18 protein-coding genes are annotated in these 18,144 nt (G+C 68.7%); 3 read left to right on the top strand and 15 right to left on the bottom strand.

Going from position 1 to position 18,144, the window contains the following annotated elements; genetic code table 11:
- The first annotated feature begins 921 nt into the window (after positions 1-921).
- Positions 922-2,358, top strand: a complete 1,437-nt coding sequence (pyk, locus tag MFF07_RS05595) for a pyruvate kinase (RefSeq protein ID WP_147817297.1) — start codon at positions 922-924, stop codon at positions 2,356-2,358.
- A gap of 1 nt (position 2,359) precedes the next feature.
- Here the strand turns inward: pyk and MFF07_RS05600 are convergent, their stop codons facing one another.
- The 15 genes from MFF07_RS05600 to MFF07_RS05670 form a co-directional block, all read right to left on the bottom strand.
- Positions 2,360-3,370: an alpha/beta hydrolase gene (locus MFF07_RS05600; RefSeq protein WP_147817296.1), complete on the bottom strand. Its 1,011-nt coding sequence runs from the start codon at positions 3,368-3,370 to the stop codon at positions 2,360-2,362.
- 24 nt (positions 3,371-3,394) lie between these two features.
- Positions 3,395-4,009 carry a tetratricopeptide repeat protein gene (locus tag MFF07_RS05605; RefSeq protein ID WP_238231062.1) on the bottom strand — a complete coding sequence of 205 codons (615 nt, stop codon included), beginning with the start codon at positions 4,007-4,009 and terminating at the stop codon, positions 3,395-3,397.
- 67 nt (positions 4,010-4,076) lie between these two features.
- Positions 4,077-4,202 carry a type B 50S ribosomal protein L36 gene (gene ykgO / locus MFF07_RS05610; protein WP_003601867.1) on the bottom strand — a complete coding sequence of 42 codons (126 nt, stop codon included), beginning with the start codon at positions 4,200-4,202 and terminating at the stop codon, positions 4,077-4,079.
- A gap of 305 nt (positions 4,203-4,507) precedes the next feature.
- Positions 4,508-5,599 (bottom strand): photosynthetic reaction center cytochrome PufC, encoded by a 1,092-nt coding sequence (gene pufC / locus MFF07_RS05615; protein WP_147817295.1) that lies wholly within the window; start codon positions 5,597-5,599, stop codon positions 4,508-4,510.
- Positions 5,596-6,573, bottom strand: a complete 978-nt coding sequence (gene pufM, locus MFF07_RS05620) for a photosynthetic reaction center subunit M (protein WP_147817294.1) — start codon at positions 6,571-6,573, stop codon at positions 5,596-5,598. The genes pufC and pufM overlap by 4 nt, the downstream gene beginning before the upstream one ends.
- Before the next feature lie 15 nt (positions 6,574-6,588).
- Entirely contained in the window at positions 6,589-7,413 is an 825-nt protein-coding gene (gene pufL / locus MFF07_RS05625) for a photosynthetic reaction center subunit L (RefSeq protein WP_147817293.1), read from the bottom strand.
- Between the two features lie 220 nt (positions 7,414-7,633).
- Positions 7,634-7,819 carry a light-harvesting antenna LH1, alpha subunit gene (gene pufA / locus MFF07_RS05630; RefSeq protein ID WP_147079000.1) on the bottom strand — a complete coding sequence of 62 codons (186 nt, stop codon included), beginning with the start codon at positions 7,817-7,819 and terminating at the stop codon, positions 7,634-7,636.
- A gap of 13 nt (positions 7,820-7,832) precedes the next feature.
- Positions 7,833-8,063 (bottom strand): light-harvesting antenna LH1, beta subunit, encoded by a 231-nt coding sequence (pufB, locus tag MFF07_RS05635; RefSeq protein ID WP_147079002.1) that lies wholly within the window; start codon positions 8,061-8,063, stop codon positions 7,833-7,835.
- A 140-nt stretch (positions 8,064-8,203) separates the two neighbouring features.
- Complete coding sequence (locus MFF07_RS05640) at positions 8,204-8,416, bottom strand: hypothetical protein (protein ID WP_373322259.1); 213 nt, start codon at positions 8,414-8,416, stop codon at positions 8,204-8,206.
- Between the two features lie 74 nt (positions 8,417-8,490).
- On the bottom strand, positions 8,491-9,957 hold the full coding sequence (gene bchZ / locus MFF07_RS05645) for a chlorophyllide a reductase subunit Z (protein WP_147817292.1): 1,467 nt from the start codon (positions 9,955-9,957) through the stop codon (positions 8,491-8,493).
- On the bottom strand, positions 9,957-11,525 hold the full coding sequence (bchY, locus tag MFF07_RS05650; RefSeq protein WP_147817291.1) for a chlorophyllide a reductase subunit Y: 1,569 nt from the start codon (positions 11,523-11,525) through the stop codon (positions 9,957-9,959). The genes bchZ and bchY overlap by 1 nt, the downstream gene beginning before the upstream one ends.
- 4 nt (positions 11,526-11,529) lie before the next feature.
- Complete coding sequence (locus MFF07_RS05655; protein ID WP_147817290.1) at positions 11,530-12,534, bottom strand: chlorophyllide a reductase iron protein subunit X; 1,005 nt, start codon at positions 12,532-12,534, stop codon at positions 11,530-11,532.
- Complete coding sequence (gene bchC, locus MFF07_RS05660; protein ID WP_147817289.1) at positions 12,531-13,469, bottom strand: chlorophyll synthesis pathway protein BchC; 939 nt, start codon at positions 13,467-13,469, stop codon at positions 12,531-12,533. Before bchC ends, MFF07_RS05655 begins: the two co-directional genes overlap by 4 nt.
- Before the next feature lie 93 nt (positions 13,470-13,562).
- Entirely contained in the window at positions 13,563-14,723 is a 1,161-nt protein-coding gene (locus MFF07_RS05665) for a methyltransferase (protein ID WP_238231064.1), read from the bottom strand.
- 8 nt (positions 14,724-14,731) lie between these two features.
- Positions 14,732-15,604: a polyprenyl synthetase family protein gene (locus MFF07_RS05670; protein WP_238231066.1), complete on the bottom strand. Its 873-nt coding sequence runs from the start codon at positions 15,602-15,604 to the stop codon at positions 14,732-14,734.
- Between the two features lie 105 nt (positions 15,605-15,709).
- Between MFF07_RS05670 and crtD the strand changes: the two genes are divergently transcribed.
- Positions 15,710-17,245, top strand: coding sequence for a 1-hydroxycarotenoid 3,4-desaturase CrtD (gene crtD / locus MFF07_RS05675; protein WP_147820363.1), 1,536 nt, complete (start codon positions 15,710-15,712; stop codon positions 17,243-17,245).
- Entirely contained in the window at positions 17,242-18,102 is an 861-nt protein-coding gene (locus MFF07_RS05680) for a carotenoid 1,2-hydratase family protein (RefSeq protein ID WP_147820375.1), read from the top strand. The genes crtD and MFF07_RS05680 overlap by 4 nt, the downstream gene beginning before the upstream one ends.
- Positions 18,103-18,144: the final 42 nt, after the last annotated feature.

Genomic DNA, 18,144 nt, shown 5'->3' on the forward strand with positions numbered 1-18,144 from the left:
GGGCGGCCGCTCCGGGGACTCGACCGGAACGAGGGCCTTTCGTCGAGGGCTGAGGAGCGCGCGATTCCAGTGCTCGGGACGTGCCTCCGCCGGTTCATTGTGCCGGACGCGCCGCGTGTGCGATCCTTGGCGCTGACCGACATGTCGGTCTGCGCCCGCTCGAGACCGTCGATCGACACCACGCGCCGAACCATTGGCGAGAGCCCTAACATTTCGGTATTCGCCTTTTGTTCTTGACAAAATTCCTATTCTATGGTTCCTTCCCCTGGCTCGCCCCCATGGAGGGAGGCGCTTCGGCGGACCGGGTCGAAGCGCTGCGGGGATGCGAGACGGTGCCTGCGTCGGTGGTCCGGATGCCCCACCGCCTCGGGCAGAGCCTGTGACGCAAGGTGCTGTGGGACGGGTACGCGACTTTGATCGCCGGACCCGGGACCCTCGCGGCACACCGAGAGCCTTCGATCCACCCGCCCACTACGAGGCGGGTGCGGGACGCCCCGCCGGCCGAGAGGCCGCACGGTGAGGCTGAAATGCCGATCCGTGAGGATGACAAGAGCGTCCTCGCGTCGAGTCATGGGCCTGTGAGAAGACACCGTGACGTCGTCGGCCCGCACCAGCGGGCCGCGGGACGCCGTGGGACCGAGTTCTACAAACCACAGAGTGGTTCCGCGGCGTCCCGCGTCCACCCTCGTGACAGTTTGGGCCATGCCGCCGGAGCGTAACGCTCGCGGGGAGGCCGAGCCGTGCGTGACGTGCCGACAGACTCTCTCCCGCGTTCCGGACCTTGACGCGCGGACCTCGAAGGGGCTTGTGGCCGCCAAGTCTTCGTCCGGCCGCCGGCGCCTTGCGGCGCCCCATCGCCGGGCCGTTCCCGCGGTCGCAGTCCGATCTCCGCCGGGTCCTAACGGGCATGGAGGAAAACGAGTGAAGCGCGCACGCCGTACCAAGATCGTCGCAACCCTGGGGCCGGCCTCCGACACGCCGGAGATGATCGCCAAGCTGTTTCACGCGGGAGCCGACGTGTTCCGGCTCAACATGAGCCACCTTCCCCGGGAAAAGCTGCCCGAGAAGGTCGAGATCATTCGCACCATCGAGCGCGAGGCGCGTCGCCCGATCGCGATTCTGGTCGACCTGCAGGGCCCGAAGCTGCGCGTCGGCGCCTTTGCGGAGGGCTCGGCCGAGCTCGTGAACGGCGCCACGTTCGTTCTCGACAGCGATCCGACGCCCGGCGACGTCCACCGCGTTTTCCTGCCCCACCCCGAGATCCTGGCGGCCCTCGAGCCGAACCACGCGGTCATCATCGACGACGGCAAGCTCAGGCTGCACGTGACGGAGGTCAGCGAAGGCCGTGCCGTCACCCGCGTCGACGTCGGCGGCCGGATCTCGAACCGTAAGGGCGTGTCGTTGCCCCACACCGTTCTGCCGGTGCCGGCCATGACGGAGAAGGACCGCGCCGACCTCGAAGCCGGGCTGAACGCCGGCGCCGACTGGATCGCGGTCTCCTTCGTACAGCGGCCCGAGGACGTGGCGGAGGTCAAGAAGGTCTGCGCCGGCCGCGCCCTGGTGATGGCCAAGATCGAGAAGCCGCAGGCGCTGACCCGCCTCGACGAGATCATCGAGATCTCCGACGGCATCATGATCGCCCGCGGCGATCTCGGCGTGGAGATGCCGCTGGAGCAGGTGCCGGGCGTGCAGAAGCGCATCACCCGCGGCGCGCGCCGGCTCGGCAAGCCGGTCGTCGTGGCGACGCAGATGCTCGAATCGATGATCACGGCTCCGGTCCCGACCCGCGCCGAGGTCTCCGACGTCGCAACCGCCGTCTACGAGGGTGCCGACGCGGTGATGCTCTCGGCCGAGAGCGCGGCCGGTGATTTTCCGGTCGAGGCGATCTCGACGATGAGCCGCATCGCCGAGCAGGTGGAGCGCGATGCGCTGTACTGGTCGATCCTGACGGCCCAGCGCTCCGAGCCCGACGCCACCGTCTCGGACGCCATCGCCGCTGCGACCCACCAGATCGTCGAGGCGCTGAACCTGCGCGCCGTCATGGCCTGGACTCATTCGGGCTCGACCGTGCAGCGCCTCGCCCGCTCGCGGCCGAATGCCAGCATCATCGCCCTGACCCCGAAGCGCGAGACGGCCCGTCGCCTCGCCATCGTCTGGGGGACGCATCCGATCGTCACCAAGGATGCCAGCGACGTCGACGACATGGCGTTCCGCGCCGCGAAGTTCGCGCTGCGCGAAGACTTCGCGGTGATCGGCGACCGGGTCATCGTGGTGGCGGGCGTACCGTTCGGGACGCCCGGCGCCACGAACATGGTGCGGATCGCCTACGTCACCCGCGAGCACGCCGCCCTGATCTGAATCACGGTGCAGGCGGGCTTGCGAGCTTCGCCTGCACATCGTCCACGGCGTCGGCGAGGGCGTCCGTCGCCGTGTAGTGCAGCATGTGGCCGACACCGCGCAGGCGCACCAGCCGCGCTCCCGGGATCTGCTCCGCCAGCGGCGCAGCCTGGGTTTGGAACCGGACGACCGGGTCGGCATCGCCCGCGACCACGACGGTCGGGATCGGGATGTCGCCGTAGCGTGGCGCCTGCTCGCGCAGGGCGTCCGGCAGCCCGGCGAGGTCCTGGAGGTTGGCGAGCGCCGCGCCCGGCCGCAGGATCAGCGGCGCGCGGCTACGCTCGACATAGCGCTCGCTCATCGCCTGCGGCGCGAACGCGCCCTTCGCCGCCTTAGGCAGATACCACCAGGCGATCGGAACCACGACGGTCCGCACGAGAAACGCCGTGACGGCGGGCTGCAGCGCCAGCCTGCCCCACCATGGCAGTTGCTTGCCCGGAAACGGCAGAGCCACCGGCGCGGCGAGTACCAGGCCCGAGACCTGGTCGGCGCGATCGAGGGCGAGGCGCAATGCCAGCGCGCCGGACCAGGAATGCCCGAGCACGATCGCCGGGCCGACCTGCATCGCATCGAGCGCCTCCCCGATCGCCGCAGCCTGGAAGGCCGGCGAGGCCGCCTCGGCGCCCCCGAGCCTGTCGCTCCAGCCGAAGCCCGGCCTGTCGAAGGCGATGACGCGATAGCCCCGCTTCGTCAGAGTGCGTCCGACGCCTTCCATCGGATCGGCTGCGCTGGCCGACGCGCCGTGCAACAGAACGACGGTCCCGCGGGCAGTTTCGGTCGGGCCGGCCTCCAGAACCGCGAGCCGCCCTCCCCGCACCGGAACGAACCGGCCGGCCGGCGGATAGAGCGTTTCGATGTGGGATGCGATCAACACGGTAGCGCCGGCACCCGCCGCGAGCGCCGCGACCAGCAATCCGACGAACAACGCCACAGCGCCGCCGGTAAACGCTGCGACGCCTTTCAGGGTGCCCATGGAGCCCGCGACGATGGAGTTTGCTTAGAGATCGCGGCCGTCGACGTCGGGTGCGAGCCGCTCGATCGCCTTCTTCAACACGTCCCATTGCGGGTAGATGTTCTCCGCCCGCCGGAAGGCCTCGAGGGCACGGCGCTTGTCGTCATCGGCGAGGTAGAGCTTGCCCAGCGCCGCCCAGGCCTCGAAGTGGCGCGGCTCGAGGACGAGAGCCCGTTCGAGATCGGCGATGGCACTCGGAGAATCGGATAGCCGGAAGAACAGCGTAGCCCGGCGGTTCCAGCCCTCGGACCAGGTCGGCTCCAGCGCCACGGCCCGGTCCATCAACTCGACGGCCAGCGGCACGTCGTTGCCCGCCATCGCCTCCCGAGCCCGGTCGGTCAGGAGGTCCACGGTGGCACTGCCGGAGCGTGCGAGCCTGCGCTCGATCAGCCCGGCAATGCCCTTGGCTTCTGCCGGATCGTCAGCTTCCTTCAGACGCACGTACAGATCATCGAGGGAGACCGGAGGATGCGCTTTGCGCTCACGCTCGGGCGCCGGTTTCGCCAACGCAATCGTCGCCGATCCACCGAGCACGAAGGCGAGGCAGACGGCGAGCCCGAGACGGGAAACAAGCAAATAGCCGGCTCTATCGAACATCATCGACCCGAAGCTGTCACGCCGCGGGTCCCGCCGTCAACGCGCCCGCGTGACGCGCGGGCGCTGCGGATCAACCCTGGCGCGCCTTGAAGCGCTTCTGGGTCTTGTTGATGACGTAGACGCGGCCCTTGCGGCGCACGAGCTGGTTGTCGCGGTGACGGCCGCGCAGCGACTTGAGCGAATTGCGGATCTTCATTGGTGTCCACTCGGCGCGGGCTGCCCGGCCGCCTGTCGTTCGGGTATCGGGATGGGCGGGATGCCGCGGGGGCACCCCGGCGATGGCAGACCACGCATCGCGGAAAGACGGTCGCCTTACCAGAGACGGTGGCGCACAGGCAAGGCCGCGCGTCTCACCAAAACGCCCGTGGGACCGAGTCCGGCGTCCGGCTTCGCAGACGTGGCCATCATCCATGCCAAACGAAACGGCCGCCGGGGCGATGCCCGACGGCCGCTCGATCGATGCTTGCCGGGCGGGTGAGAAACTCTCCCACCCGGCAGCGCTCATTTCGGCATGTCTGCCGGGGGCGATGCCGCGGGCGGCGTCGCGTCGGCCGCCGATGCCGTGGCCTTGGCGAGTTCCGGATAGGCGTCGATCACGTGGGCACCGTTCAGGGGCTTCGGCTGGCCGTTATGACAGGTGCCGCAGCCGACCTTCGGAACGTCACCCGTCGGCCCAAGGCGGTTCGGAGGGAACGTGCCCTTCAACGGCTCGAGATAGTCGCCGTTGAGTGCGCGCACCATGCGGATACCGTACCAGGCCGTCGTCCGCTGCGGTGTGCTCTGGGACCATTGCGAGATCGCCCGGGTGTTGTGGCAGTAGGTGCAGTTCACCCCGAGCGATTGCGACATGTGCATCATGAGGCCGTAGGTCTTCTCGGCCTCCTGGATAGGTTTGCCCTTGCCTTCGGGCAAAGCCGTCGTGGCGTTCACCCGGATCGCGTTCTCGTTCACGTCCTTCTTGCCGAGATACTCGGTCAGGGTGTCGTAGGGCAGCGAGGCAAGGCCGACTTCGGCCGAGGCCATGTTCTGCCCGTTGTTGCGCGGCTGGGTCAGGCCCTTGGCGGTCAGGCCGGGGTTCTCGAACCAGATGTTCTTCGGCACGGGCTGGCCGCGGTGGCAGGTGTAGCAGGTCACGCCGGAGCCGTTGACGTGCTTCTCCTTCCAATCGCTGTTGATGTACTGGGTCATCTGCAGCATCCGCCGGGCGACCTTCTTCTGGTAAAGGTCGTCCGAGGCCATGTTCTCGGTGTTGTGGCAGTAGGTGCAGCCCTGTTCGGGGGCGACCCACTCCGTCATCGAGGTCATCACCCGGTTGAACTGCTCGGTCGAGAGATCCTTCAGGACCTGGACGTTCTGGTAGGTCGTCCCGGCCTTGTCGCCGCCGGCATCCGCTGGCTCCGCGGGCTCCGGGGCCTTGTTGGCGTCCTTGAGCGCCACGGCCTCCCGCTTGGTCTGGATCTGATCCATCCCGGTGCCGCGGAAGCCGTGCTGCTGGGCGGCGATGGGCGGGAAGCTCCAGCCCGCCGTGCCGAACTGAGCGATGGTGAGGAAGGCCGCGACGACGACGCCCGCGACGATGAGCAGGCTCTTCATGGCGTGGCTCCCGAGGCTCCGAGGGGATCCGTCACCGGACCGAAGACCTGGGGGTAGGACGGCGCCACGCCGTGCTTCACCGCCCAGAGGTACCAGTTGTCGACGACGGTGCCGGTGAGGATGATGCCGATGCCGCCGGTAAGCGTCGTCAGGACCGCGAACCACCAGGCCCAGCGGTGGATCGATTCCATGGTGGCATTGAAGCCCATGGTCCAGCGCCAGAACAGGGCGGCCCGCTCGGTAGCCGTGCCGCGGCTGACGATCTGGTCGATCTCACGCTCCGCTCCGTAGCGGCTCGTCGCCAGGATGGTCGCGCCGTGCATGGCGAACAGCAGCGTCGACCCATAGAGGAAGGCGATCGAGAGCATGTGGAACGGATTGTAGAAGAGGTTGCCGTAGCGCAGCGAGAACGCGGCGGTCCAATCGAGGTGCGGGAAGATGCCGAAGGGCACCGCCTCGCTCCACGAGCCCATCAGAACCGGCCGGATGAACCCGAGGACCAGGTAGAGCCAGATCGCCGAGGCGAAGGCCCAGGGCACGTGGGTCCCGATCTTGAGCGCCCGGGCCCGGCGGTACATGCGAACCCACCAAAGCAGGATCGACGTCGTCAGGAAGAAGCCGGCGATCAGCCACCAGCCACCCTTGTTGAGCGGCGGCAGGATCTTGAGCCCGTATTCCGGCCGCGGCGGCTCGAGGGCGAGCCAGGGCAGCTGGCGCACGAACTGCACCGGATCCCAGTTCACCGAGGCCAGCATGTTGAGGCCGATGATCTCGAAGGCGATCAGGAAGCAGACGCCCGAGAGGATGCCGATATAGCCGCCGTAGATCGGGCCGATCTGGCTGTTGCCGAAGAGGCCGGCCAGGTAGCTGTTGAAGGGCTTCCCGATGCGATTGTCGGTCGAGACGGGAACTCCCTGCTCCGGCACGAGGGGCCGGACCTGCACTTGGGTGAAGATGTTCTGGTAGTAGGCCATCGTCTGCGAGCCCCCTTAACGCCAGACCGGAAGATTGAGCCACCAGCCCCACCATTCAGGCCAGCCCCGGGTCCAGAACGGCCCGCTGATGATGATGCAGACCGCGCTCCAGAAGCCCGCCGAGAGCGCCAGGAACAGGCCTAGCCGGTGGATGCCGAGCGTGCCGATCGAGTAGCCGATGGTGTCGCGGAAGTAGGTGTCCTCGTGCTCCGGGGTCTTCACGGTCTCGCCCTTGGGCGGATTGGTCGAGGCCAGGATCAAGGAGCCGTGCAGCGACAGGGCGAAGGTCGTCGTGAAGAAGAACGACACCGCCAGCATGTGCGCCGGATTGTAGTGGAAGTGCAGATACTGGTAGCCGGTGTTCGACACCCAATCGAGGTGGCTCAAGATGCCGTAGGGGAAGCCGTAGCCCCAGGCGCCCATCAGGAACGGCCGAATCACCACCAGCGACACGTAGGCGAAGATCGCCACGCCGAAGGCGAAGGGCACGTGGTAGCCGATGCCGAGTTTTCGGCAGATCTCGACCTCGCGCAGCATCCAGGACACGAACGACCCGATCGCGCAGAATGTGATGATCTGCCAGAGGCCGCCTTCCTTCAGCGGCGCAAGGGCGAGGCCGTATTTGAGGTCGGGCGGCGCGATGTTGATCTGCCAGATGTTCCAGGTTGGCCCGAGGGCCGCCCCGTAGATGATCAATGCGGTCCCGAGGATCGCGAAGAACAGGGTCGTGACGCCGAAGAACCCGACGTAGAACGGCCCTACCCAGAAGTCGAAAAGGTCGCCGCCGACGAGCGTGCCGCCGCGAACCCTGTATTTTCTTTCGAAGCTCAGCATCGCCATCGCGGCACCTTCGGGCTGGACCGTCGGGGAGTGCTGGCGCCGTGAAACGACCGCATCGGGTCGTCGCACGGAGCCAACTTGTCGGTCGGAAAGCAGTCTCCGGAGACGATCACCGATCGGGCTCGTCGGTGGAGACTCGCGACCGCGGGCGGGCACCGTCAGGCCGGCGACCCGTCCGCGGGTTCGCGGCGACGCGGGGCGTCGCCGCAGCTCACCGCCCTCAGGAGGGCATCGTCTGCAGGACGAGCGAATGCTCGTTGGCTGCGGACTTCTTTCCGCCTTCCAGCCAGTTGAACCGGTCCGTGCTGAGCAGGATGAAGTGGATCAGCAGAGCCAGGATGAACAGGAAGGTGAACAGCGCGACGAGAGTCCGCCGCGGATCGAACAGAAGCCAAACCTTGTGCATGGTGCGCTCCCCCTCAGACGATCATCGACAGAAGCGACTGGGCCGTCTGGGTCACACCCTCGAGGGAGGTGTAGCCCTGCGGTCCAGGCAGCCACGGACGCCACAGCCAGACGAGGATGTGAGCGACCACGGCGATCGCCGTGAAGATGATGAAGCTCGTCAGGAAGATCGCGTGGAACTCCTTGGCTTCAGGTTCCGTCAGCCCCGATAGGCTGCTCGGTCTTTCGGTTACTCCGTTAGCCATCGATCGAACCTCCGTTTGTGTTGGCCGCACCTTTCAGAAGGAGCGACGGGTCGTGGCCGTGACTCGATGCAATCACGGCTGTCTTCCCCCGTGCCACCGGACGGAAGAATTCGGTGTGAGCCTCGGGCGTAAGCGCCCGGTCAGCCCATGAAGGCGAAGGGGATGGCCGAGACGGCCATGGCCTTGGCTTCGCCAAAAATGGATCGGCGCGCGACCGGCATGCCGGGACGCTGCGCGGCGCTGCCGGGCAGCACGCGCTGCACCAGGGCCGCGATCAGGAAGAAGGGGTAGGTCGCCGCCAGGATCAGCCGGAACTGCAAAGCTTCCTGGTGCTGCCGCGACGGCGAGGACATCGTACGTTGCATGGCCTGGGACTCCGTGCTGCGCACCCGAAGGTGCCGGTCGGGAAAGGGGGTGGTCGCGGCGCTCATGCGGCGGCTCCCATGGACAGGTCGGCCTGGGCGCGCGCGACATGGTCGAGGGCGACGGCATCGGCGTTCTCGCGCCGCGCGCTCCGCTCGGCCGCATCGCGCAGGCGCTTGGCCGCCGAGATGCGCACCAGGACGGGATGGGAATCGACGATCGTGCCCAGCTGCTCGCGGGCATCCGCGTCCCAGGGCAGCTCGCGGTGCATCCGCGAGGGCGTCGCCTCCACCGCATCCATGTCACGGGCGAGCGGCAGGATGTGGAAGAGCATGTCGAAGAGGGCGTTGCAGACCTCCTGAACCAGGTAGGTCGCCCCGGCGTAGCCCATGAAGGGGGTGCCGGTGTGCCGCCGAATGATCGCCCCCGGGAACGAGGCCGGCACGAAGACCGCGCGGCCGCCGCACTCGGCGAGGTACATGCGCTCATTGAAGGAGCCGAACAGCACCAGTGGCGGATTTGCCTTGATGGCGGCGCGCACGGCGGCGTTGTCAGTCTTCTCCCCGGCGTTGCGCGCGACGGCGAAGGTGCAGGGCAGCCCCATCTCGTCTTCGAGGAAGTGCCGCACGCCGCGGGAATAAGTCTCCGTCGCCACGATCCCGAAGCTTGCGGTGCCGAAGAAATCCTGCGTCACCGAGCGCCAGAGATCCCAGACCGGCTTGATCGTGGTGTGCTTCTCCCGCTCGATGAACGGCTCGGGATCGACGCCGAGGATCTCACCGAGCGAACGCAGGAACTTGGTGGTCGAGAGGAGGCCGATCGGCGCCTGCAGGTAGGGGCGTTCCAGGCTCTCGCAGAGCAGCCGGCCGAACTCGCGGTAGAGGCAGATGTTGGCATCGGCGTTGACGAGCTTCGGCACGTCGGCGAGGTGGCTGCCGAGCGGAAAGGTCAGGTTGATCTCGGCGCCCAACCCCTCGACCAGCCGTTTGATCTCGGCGAGATCGGACGGCATGTTGAAGGTGCCGTAGGCCGGGCCGATGATGTTGACCCGCGGCTTCTCGCCGGGCTTGCGCTCGGGACGGGCCGGAATGCCCTTCTTCGCGAATTTCTTGGCGCCGTATTCCTGCCAGAGCCAGGAGATCGCCCGATCGGCGGCCTGCCACTGATCCTCGTCGATGGTGCGCGGCAGGAAGCGCTGCAGGCCGGTGCCCTCGGGGGTCACGCCGCCGCCGATCATCTCGGCAATCGAGCCAGTGACGACGACGCTCGGCAGGCCCGGATCGAGCGTGGCATGCGCCCGCTTCATCGCGCCCTCGGTGCCGTGACGGCCGAGCTCTTCCTCGGCCAAGCCCGTGACGACGATCGGCAGTTCGTGCGGCGGCAGCGCGTCGGTGTAGTGCAGCACCGAGGTGACCGGCAGGTTCTCGCAGCCCACCGGACCGTCGATGACGACCTGCAAACCCTTGATCGCGGTGAAGACGTAGACCGCGCCCCAGTAGCCGCCGGCCCTGTCGTGATCGAGGACGAGCATCAGGCCATCTCCCCGATCGGATCGTGCTTTTTGGCGACCTGAACCTTGGGGCCTTGCTTGGCCTGGGGCGTCTCCTGCCAGACGCCGGCTGCGAAGCCGGTGCCGACGCCCTCGAAGAAGTCGCGCATCGCGTCGAAGCGGGGCTTGTTGGCGAGCGCGGCGTTGATGACCTTGGCGAGCGAGCCGGCGCCGGCGGCACCCATCAGCGGCCGTGCCGAAATCAGGTTGGTGAAGTAGAGAGCCGGGATCGCCAGTTCCTTGGCCTTCTGCACCACCGGCGTCGTGCCGATGGCGAGGTCCGGCCGGTATTCATGCATCGCCGCGAGATCGTCTTCGAGCGAGGCGCGGAACTGGACCCGGACGCCCTTGGCTTCGAGCCATTCGCGGTCGGCATCCGACCAGGGCGTGCGCGGGCAGGCCGTGCCGACGTAGCGCAGATCCGCGCCACTCTCGACGAGCAGGCGCCCGACCAGCAGTTCCGAACCCTCGTAGCCCGAGAGCGTGATCCGGCCGGTGATCGGCATGGCCGAGAGCGCGCCGCGGATGCCGGGCAGGAGCCGGTTCTTCGCGGTCTCGACCACGTCGCGGGCGACGCCGCAGGCCTCCCCGATCCGGTCGAGCCAGTCGGCCGTGCCGTCGTGGCCGACCGGGGCAGAGCCGACGATCGGCCGGCCGGCCGCCTGGAACTCGCGGATGCTCGCGGTGTAGAACGGATGGATCGCCGCCACCGCTGCGCCGTCCAGCGCTGCGTAGAGTTCGCGCCATTCGCGCGTCGGCACCACCGGACCGGCGGCGAGGCCGAGTGGCTCCAGCAGCGAAGCGATCACGACCGGATCGGCCGGGAACATCTCGCCGAGCAACGTCACCGTCGGCTTGCCCGAGCGGCCGCCGCGCGGGGCCTGGACTGGGCCCTGCTCGGCCTCTGTGCGGGCGAATTTCAGCATCGCGCCGGCGAGCACGTCCTTGGCTTCCGCATGGGTCGGCACGCCGAAGCCCGGCACGTCGATGCCGATGATGCGGACTCCGTCGATCTGCTTCGGCAGGAGGCGCAGCGGCACGCCCGACGCGGTGGGCACGCAGAGATTGATCACGACGACGGCGTCGTAATCCTCTGGCTTGGCCGTCTCGAACACCGCCTCGCGGATGTCCTCGAACAGCTTGCCGGTCACCAGCGTCTCGGAATTGAAGGGCACGTAGCCCACGGTCCGGCGCGCGCCGTAGAAATGCGAGGTGAAGGTCAGGCCGTAGACGCAGCAGGCCGAGCCGGAGAGGATCGTCGCCGTGCGGCGCATGCGCAGGCCGACGCGGAGCGAACCGAAGGCCGGGCACATGCTCTGCGGCTGGTCGTGCGGCCCGGCCGGATAGTCTTTCCGCAGCTGCTCCAGGGTCTCGGACATCCCGGCGGCTTCGGCCGAGGCCCGCATCGCGTCCTTGCCGGCGTGACAGCCGATCCCGTCGCCCTGCGTGGCGGCGAGGTTGATCGCCTCCGCACCCTGGGAGGCGGCGACGCGCGAGGCAGGGGTTTCCCGGCGGGCGCGAAGGCTTGCGATGTCGAGGGAGACCGCCATCCGCTCAGACCTCGTCGTAGACGACTTCGAGGGACGGCTTCACGAGCGGGGTCGAGCCGCACATGTCTTCGAACGTGGCCGGCACCAGCACGACGTTGCGGCCGGTGGTCTCGCTGGAAAACAGGCCGAGCAGGCCATCCTGCGAGAGCGGGGTCGGATGGTTCGGCTTCGCCTCGGCGACGTTCTGCGCGAGGGTTTCGAACAGCGAGGCCCAGCGGCTGTCCGGCTTGCCGATGATCTCGTAATTCGCGCTCTTCTTCCGGATGTCGTCGTCGGCCGGGATCGAGGCGAGGACCGGGATGCCGACCGCGTCCGCGAAGGCCTGGGCCTCGCCGGTGCCGTCGTCCTTGTTGATGACGAGGCCGCCGACGCCGACATTGCCGCCGAGCTTGCGGAAGTATTCGACCGCCGAGCAGACGTTGTTGGCGACGTAGAGCGACTGCAGGTCGTTCGAGCCGACGACGATGACCTTCTGGCACATGTCGCGGGCGATCGGCAGGCCGAAGCCGCCGCAGACGACGTCGCCGAGGAAGTCGAGCAGGACGAAGTCGAAGCCCCACTCGTGGAAGCCGAGTTTTTCCAGCAGCTCGAAGCCGTGGATGATGCCGCGGCCGCCGCAGCCGCGGCCGACCTCAGGCCCGCCGAGCTCCATCGCGTAGACGCCGTCGCGCTTGAAGCAGACGTCGCCGATGGCGACCTGCTCGCCGGCGAGCTTCTTCTTCGTCGAGGTCTCGATGATGGTCGGGCAGGCTTTGCCGCCGAAGAGCAGCGAGGTGGTGTCGCTCTTCGGGTCGCAGCCGATCAGCAGGACCTTCTTGCCCTGCTGGGCCATCATGTAGCTGAGGTTGGCCAGCGTGAAAGACTTGCCGATGCCGCCCTTGCCGTAGATCGCGATGATCTGGGTTTCTTTCTTCACCGGCGCGGTCGAGACCGGATCCGGCTCGATCGCCGCTTCGTCGCGAAGCGCTTGGGCGTTGTTCAGGGCCGCCTTGTTCAGCTGGACATTCATGAACAGGCTCTCCAATCGAGGACCATCTTGAGGCATTCGGGGTCGCCGAACGCCGTGCGGTAGGCCTCTTGCGCCTGGAGCGCTGGCACGCGGTGCGTGATGAGGCCGTCGAGCGAGAGGCGTCCGCCCTGGATCAGTGCCGTGGTCGCGGCGAGATCTTCGGACTTGAACTCTGCGGAAATCCGGATGCGCGCCTCCCGCATGAAGGCGGGCGGGAAGGCGAAGGAAAGCGGCGCCTCGTAGAAGCCGGCGAGCACGATCTCGCCGCCGGGCGCCAGCCGGCCGATCAGCGTGTCGAGCAGGCTCGCACTGCCGCTAACGTCGGTGATGATCGCGTAGTCGCGGCGCGGATCGGCCGACGGGTCGATCACCTCGTAACCGAAATCCCCCGCGGCCCGGACCGGGTTGGTTTCCCAGACCGTCGGCTCCGCGCCGGCCGCCACGGTGAGCCGCGCCAGCAGCCGGCCGAGCACGCCGTGCCCGACGATGAGGGGCTTGGTGCCGGGCGCGATCCCGCCGAGCGCTCGATAGGCGGTTGCGGCCAGAGCCATCAGGCAGGCGCGGTCGCCGAGCGCCGGATCGACCGCGATGAGGCGGGAGGCCGGGGCGATGAGATGGGAGGCCGCGCCGCCGAACAGGCCGCGGACTTCGCCAAAGCAGCGTGCGCCGGGGACGAAGACGGTGTCGCCGACCTTGAGGTCAGCCTCGGCGCCGACTTCGACGATCGTGCCGACGGATTCATAGCCGGGGACCAGCGGGTAGCCCATGCCGGGGAAGCTCGGCATCCGGCCCGACCAGAGCAGGCGCTCCGTCCCGGTGCTGATGCCGCTCCAGGAGACCGCGACCACGGCGTCGCCTTCGACGGCGGGAGTCAGGGCCAGGCGGTTGAGCGCCAGCTGCTCCGGTCGTTCGAGGATGACGGCGAGCGCGTCCATGTCCTGGATCTTCCACCCCTGCTTGCGACTCCGTCCGTATGCGGTATCGCTTGTTGTCATCCTACGTGGACATATCAGAGCGTCAAGCGCTCTTTACACTTTTGCGACTTTCTTTGCCGTGATCAGTCGCGTGAGCAGCGGGCGACGGGTCCGGATTTCGTGGATCTCCGCAAAGCCTGCAGCCGTGAGCATGTCTTGCAGTTCGGTGGCGGTGCGGGCGCGGCCGCTACCCATGGCGAGGAGGTAGAAGCCGAAATACGCGTCGCCGATCGGCTCGGCCCCGGGCGTCCCCGCCATCGGCTCGGCGATGAGGAGCGTGCCGCCAGGGGGGAGTGCGGAATGGGCGGCGCGCAGCAGCGCCGCGGCAGCGGAATCGTCATGGTCGTGGACGATGCGCACGAGAGAGATCACGTCGGCGCCTGTCGGCAGCGCGCCGCCGTGAAAGCTGCCGCCGAGGCAGTCCACCCGGCCGCTGAGCCCCAGTTCCGCGAGCCGGCGTGCCGCTCTCGCCGCCACCGGTGGCAGATCGAACAATTTGAGTTTCATCGAAACGTGTCGACGAGCTGCTGCAGCCGAAAAGGCGCCCTCGCCGCCGCCGACATCCATCAGGCAGGCGTGATCGTCGAGCGGGTAGGCGTCGAGCACGTCCTCGGCGACGAGGGCCTGCGAGGCAGACATCAGCCCGCTATAGGCTGCGACCGATTCGTCGCCGGCCGCGCCGAGGCGCGCGTGGTCCGCATAGAGCCAGTATTCTGCGAGCCGCGTCGATCCGGCTTCGCCGCGCAGCAGCGCCACCGGATCGGCGAGGTCCGCGTAGAGCATGGCGTGATGCTCGATCATCGCCGCGACCGAGGGGTTGCCGATCAGCGCGGCACCGAGATCGGCCAGCGCGTAACGGCCGTCCGGCAAGGCGGAGACGAGCTTGAGCGAAGCCGCTGCCTTCAGCAGCCGTTCGGCGCGCTCTCTGGGGAGGCCGAGCCTGCGCGCCAGATCCTCGAGGCCCTGCGGGCCCGGCTCCAGCATCCGAAACAGATCGAGCCGGACGCAGGCGAACAGTACCTGCGAGTAGACGAAGCCGGCACAGAGATCGAACAGCGCCCGGGTATTGCGCCGGGCAATGCCGCGGGTGAGCGGAAATCCGGTGGCCCAGCGCTGGAAGGCCGGGCTCGCGATGCGGCCGTTGCGGAAGGCGAGCCAACGCTCCCGCCACGATCGCCGCATCGGAGCGGGAGGCGTGGCGGCGAGCGCCGGCATCTCGCGGCTCAGGCCGCAACCAGATGTGCGAGGCTTGTCGGCAGGAACAGCCGAGTCTGGGCCTCGATCTCGGCCCGGAGCGCATCGGCTCCCGGGCAGGCCGGGATAACCTCGATGGCCTCCTGCGTCAGCCGCTTCAGCCGCTCGAGGGCGCCGTCGGTGCCGAGGAGCGCCGCAGCATTCGGCCGGCCGAGGGTGGCGTCGCGGCCCGCGGGCTTGCCGATCTCTTCCTGGCGACAGGCGACGTCGCGCAGGTCGTCGGCGACTTGGTAGGCTTCCCCAAGACATTCGCCGAGGAGCCGCCACGGCAGGGGCTGCGCACCCGCCGCCGCCGCGCCGGCCACGGTCGAGGCTGCGAACAGGGCGCCGGTCTTGGCCTGCTGATAGTCGCTGAGCGCGACGTAGGGCTCGGATTCCCAGGCCTGTCCCGCCACAATGCCGGCCGGCGAGCCGGCGGCGCGGGCGACGAGCCCGACGAGAGCGGCGAGGCGCTGCGGGTGGCGCGCTGCGCCCCGCGCCAGGGTCTCGAACGCGGCGACGATCAGCGCGTCGCCGGTGAGCACGGCGAGTGGCTCGCCGAAGGCGACATGCACCGACGCCTTCTGCCGGCGCATCGGTGCATCGTCGAAGCAGGGCAGATCGTCGTGGACGAGTGACGCACAATGCAGCAACTCGATCGCGGCGGCTGCGGCGTCGGCGGCGGCCGGGTCGTCGTCGCCGCAGGCCCGGGCCACTGAGAGGCAGAGGCGCGGCCGGATACGGTGGCCGCCGGGAAACACGGCGTATCGAATGGCTTCCGCGAGACGCGGCGGCGCGCCGGGCGCTTCCGCGTGGGCCACGGCTGCATCGAGGGCCGTTTCGATCCGCCTGCCGGCATCCATCGCGCCTCTCCCTGTGTCATTGTCCGTTGTCAAAGCAACGTGTCAGTCTTTATTGACACTTTGGAGCGGCCGGTCAACGTCGCCTTTGGGGAGGAGCCTGCGTTCGTGGCTGGAAACCGCGTCATCGTGATCGGCGCCGGCGTGGCGGGGCTCGTCGCGGGCCTGAAGCTGGCCCATGCCGGACTCGACGTGACGCTGCTCGAACGCGGCGCCGCGCCGGGCGGCAAGATGCGGTCGCTCCCCGTCGGCGGGGCCGCGATCGAAGCCGGCCCCACCGTCTTCACCATGCGCTGGGTCTTCGAGGAAATTTTCTCGGAGTGCGGAGCGTCGCTCGCCGACCGCCTTGCGCTCAAGCCCGCGAGCCTGCTCGCCCGCCACGCCTGGAGTGCCGACGAGCGCCTCGACCTTTTCGCGGATGTCGACGCCTCGGCCGAGGCCATCGCGGCCTTCGCAGGCCCGCGCGAGGCCGACGGCTACCGGCGCTTCTGCGCCCGCGCTGCCGAGGTCTATCGCACCCTCGAAGGCCCGTTCATCCGCGGGGCGCGGCCGAGCCCGATCGATCTCGGCCGCCGTGTCGGCCTCTCGGGCATCGGCGACCTCTGGCGCATCCAGCCCTTCACGACGCTGTGGTCGGCGCTCGGCGACTACTTTCGGGATCCGCGCCTGCGCCAGCTCTTCGGGCGCTACGCGACCTACTGTGGCTCCTCACCCTTCGCGGCACCGGCCACACTGATGCTCGTCGCCCATGTGGAGCAGGCGGGTGTCTGGCTGGTTGAGGGCGGGTTGAGCCGCCTCGCCCGCGCCATCGCCGATCTCGCCATCGAGAACGGGGCGACGATCCGCTACGGCGCCGAGGTCGCCCGCATCGAGACTCGGGGCGGCCGCACCACTGGGGTCATCCTGGCGGATGGCGAGCGCATCGCGGCGGATGCGGTGATCGCCAATGCCGATGTCGCCGCCGTCGGGCATGGCCTTTTCGGGCCGGATGCGGCCTCGGCCGGCGACCGCATAGCGCCCTCGGACCGCTCGCTTTCGGCCGTCACCTTCTGCCTGAACGCCCGGACCGAGGGCTTTCCGCTGGCGCACCACACAGTGTTCTTCTCGCGCGACTACCGCGAAGAGTTCTCGGAGATCCTCGATCGGCGCCGGCTGCCGGCGGACCCGACCGTTTATATCTGCGCCCAGGATCGCGGCGATTCCTGCGCCGATCCCGGCCGCCCGGAGCGCCTGCTCCTCCTCGTCAACGCGCCCGCCGACGGGCGTGAGAAGCCCTTTCCGCCCTCGGAGATCGAGACATGCGAGACGAATTGGCGCCGGCGCCTGGCGGCGTGCGGGCTCACGCTGGCGGAGTCGGAACCGGCCACGGTGACGACGCCGGAGGGGTTCGAGGCGCTGTTTCCGGCGACGGGCGGGGCGCTCTACGGCCGGGCGGCGCACGGCTGGATGGCCTCGTTCAAGCGGCCGGGGTCGCGCACGAAGGTACCGGGGCTCTACCTGGCGGGGGGCAGCGTGCATCCGGGACCGGGCGTGCCGATGGCGGCGCAGTCCGGACGACTGGCAGCGGAGGCTCTGCTCGCGGACCGCGTTTTGACGGCCCGGTCGCCAAGGGCGGCTATGTCTGGTGGTACGTCGACGCCCTGAGCGAGGACGGCCGCCAGGGCCTCACCATCATCGCCTTCATCGGCAGCGTGTTTTCGCCCTACTACACCTGGGACCGGAAGCAGGACCCGTTCGATCATTGCGCCGTGAACGTCGTGCTCTACGGCGAGCGCGCCAACCGTTTCGCCATGACGGAGCGACGCCGCTCACAGCTCTCGCGGGACGCGCAGCACATCGCCATCGGCCCGAGTTCCTTGGCCTGGGACGGCACCGAATTGACCATCCGTATCGACGAGCGCTCCTCGCCGATCCCGCGCGCCATCCGCGGCACCGTGCGTGTGCGGCCGAACGGGATCACCCAGAATCCCTTCACCCTCGACACCCACGGCGAGCACCGCTGGTGGCCGATGGCCCCCTCCTCCCGGATCGACGTCGCCCTCGACGAGCCCGCGATGTCCTGGACGGGAACCGGGTATTTCGACACCAACGACGGCGACCGGCCGCTGGCCGAGTCGTTCTCACGCTGGAGCTGGTGCCGGGCCGACCTGAAGGACGGCGCCGCCATCCTCTACGACGTCGAGCGCCGCGACGGCTCCGGGCAGAACCTCTCGCTGAACTTCGGACGCGACGGCAGCCGCCGCGACATCCGCCCGCCGCTCGCGGCCGATGTGCCGGCGACCCGGCTCTGGCGCATTCCCCGGCCGACGCGCAGCGACGACGGCGCGGCACAGGTGGTGCGGACCTTCGAGGACACGCCGTTCTATGCCCGCTCCCTGCTCTCTTCGACGCTTGCCGGAGAGGCGGTGAGGCCGGTCCACGAGAGCCTCGTGCTCGATCGCTTCATGAACCCGGTCGTGCGGCTGATGCTGCCGTTCCGGATGCCGCGCGCGCCGGGGTGACGGATCGCCGACGGATCCGTCCCTCGTAATGCGCGCCGGTAT

The sequence above is a fragment of the Methylobacterium thuringiense genome (genome assembly GCF_022179645.1).
Classification (GTDB): Bacteria; Pseudomonadota; Alphaproteobacteria; order Rhizobiales; family Beijerinckiaceae; genus Methylobacterium; species Methylobacterium thuringiense.

Excerpts from the sequence above, each read along its gene's own strand:
- bchC (WP_147817289.1), bottom strand. The coding sequence starts at position 13,469 with ATGGACGCGCTCGCCGTCATCCTCGAACGACCGGAGCAGCTGGCGCTC.
- pufM (WP_147817294.1), bottom strand. The coding sequence starts at position 6,573 with ATGGCCTACTACCAGAACATCTTCACCCAAGTGCAGGTCCGGCCCCTC.
- MFF07_RS05600 (WP_147817296.1), bottom strand. The coding sequence starts at position 3,370 with ATGGGCACCCTGAAAGGCGTCGCAGCGTTTACCGGCGGCGCTGTGGCG.
- MFF07_RS05665 (WP_238231064.1), bottom strand. The coding sequence starts at position 14,723 with ATGCCGGCGCTCGCCGCCACGCCTCCCGCTCCGATGCGGCGATCGTGG.
- bchY (WP_147817291.1), bottom strand. The coding sequence starts at position 11,525 with ATGGCGGTCTCCCTCGACATCGCAAGCCTTCGCGCCCGCCGGGAAACC.
- MFF07_RS05670 (WP_238231066.1), bottom strand. The coding sequence starts at position 15,604 with ATGGATGCCGGCAGGCGGATCGAAACGGCCCTCGATGCAGCCGTGGCC.
- MFF07_RS05655 (WP_147817290.1), bottom strand. The coding sequence starts at position 12,534 with ATGAATGTCCAGCTGAACAAGGCGGCCCTGAACAACGCCCAAGCGCTT.
- MFF07_RS05605 (WP_238231062.1), bottom strand. The coding sequence starts at position 4,009 with ATGATGTTCGATAGAGCCGGCTATTTGCTTGTTTCCCGTCTCGGGCTC.
- pufC (WP_147817295.1), bottom strand. The coding sequence starts at position 5,599 with ATGAAGAGCCTGCTCATCGTCGCGGGCGTCGTCGTCGCGGCCTTCCTC.
- ykgO (WP_003601867.1), bottom strand. The coding sequence starts at position 4,202 with ATGAAGATCCGCAATTCGCTCAAGTCGCTGCGCGGCCGTCACCGCGAC.
- MFF07_RS05640 (WP_373322259.1), bottom strand. The coding sequence starts at position 8,416 with ATGTCCTCGCCGTCGCGGCAGCACCAGGAAGCTTTGCAGTTCCGGCTG.
- pufB (WP_147079002.1), bottom strand. The coding sequence starts at position 8,063 with ATGGCTAACGGAGTAACCGAAAGACCGAGCAGCCTATCGGGGCTGACG.
- bchZ (WP_147817292.1), bottom strand. The coding sequence starts at position 9,957 with ATGCTCGTCCTCGATCACGACAGGGCCGGCGGCTACTGGGGCGCGGTC.
- pufL (WP_147817293.1), bottom strand. The coding sequence starts at position 7,413 with ATGGCGATGCTGAGCTTCGAAAGAAAATACAGGGTTCGCGGCGGCACG.
- pufA (WP_147079000.1), bottom strand. The coding sequence starts at position 7,819 with ATGCACAAGGTTTGGCTTCTGTTCGATCCGCGGCGGACTCTCGTCGCG.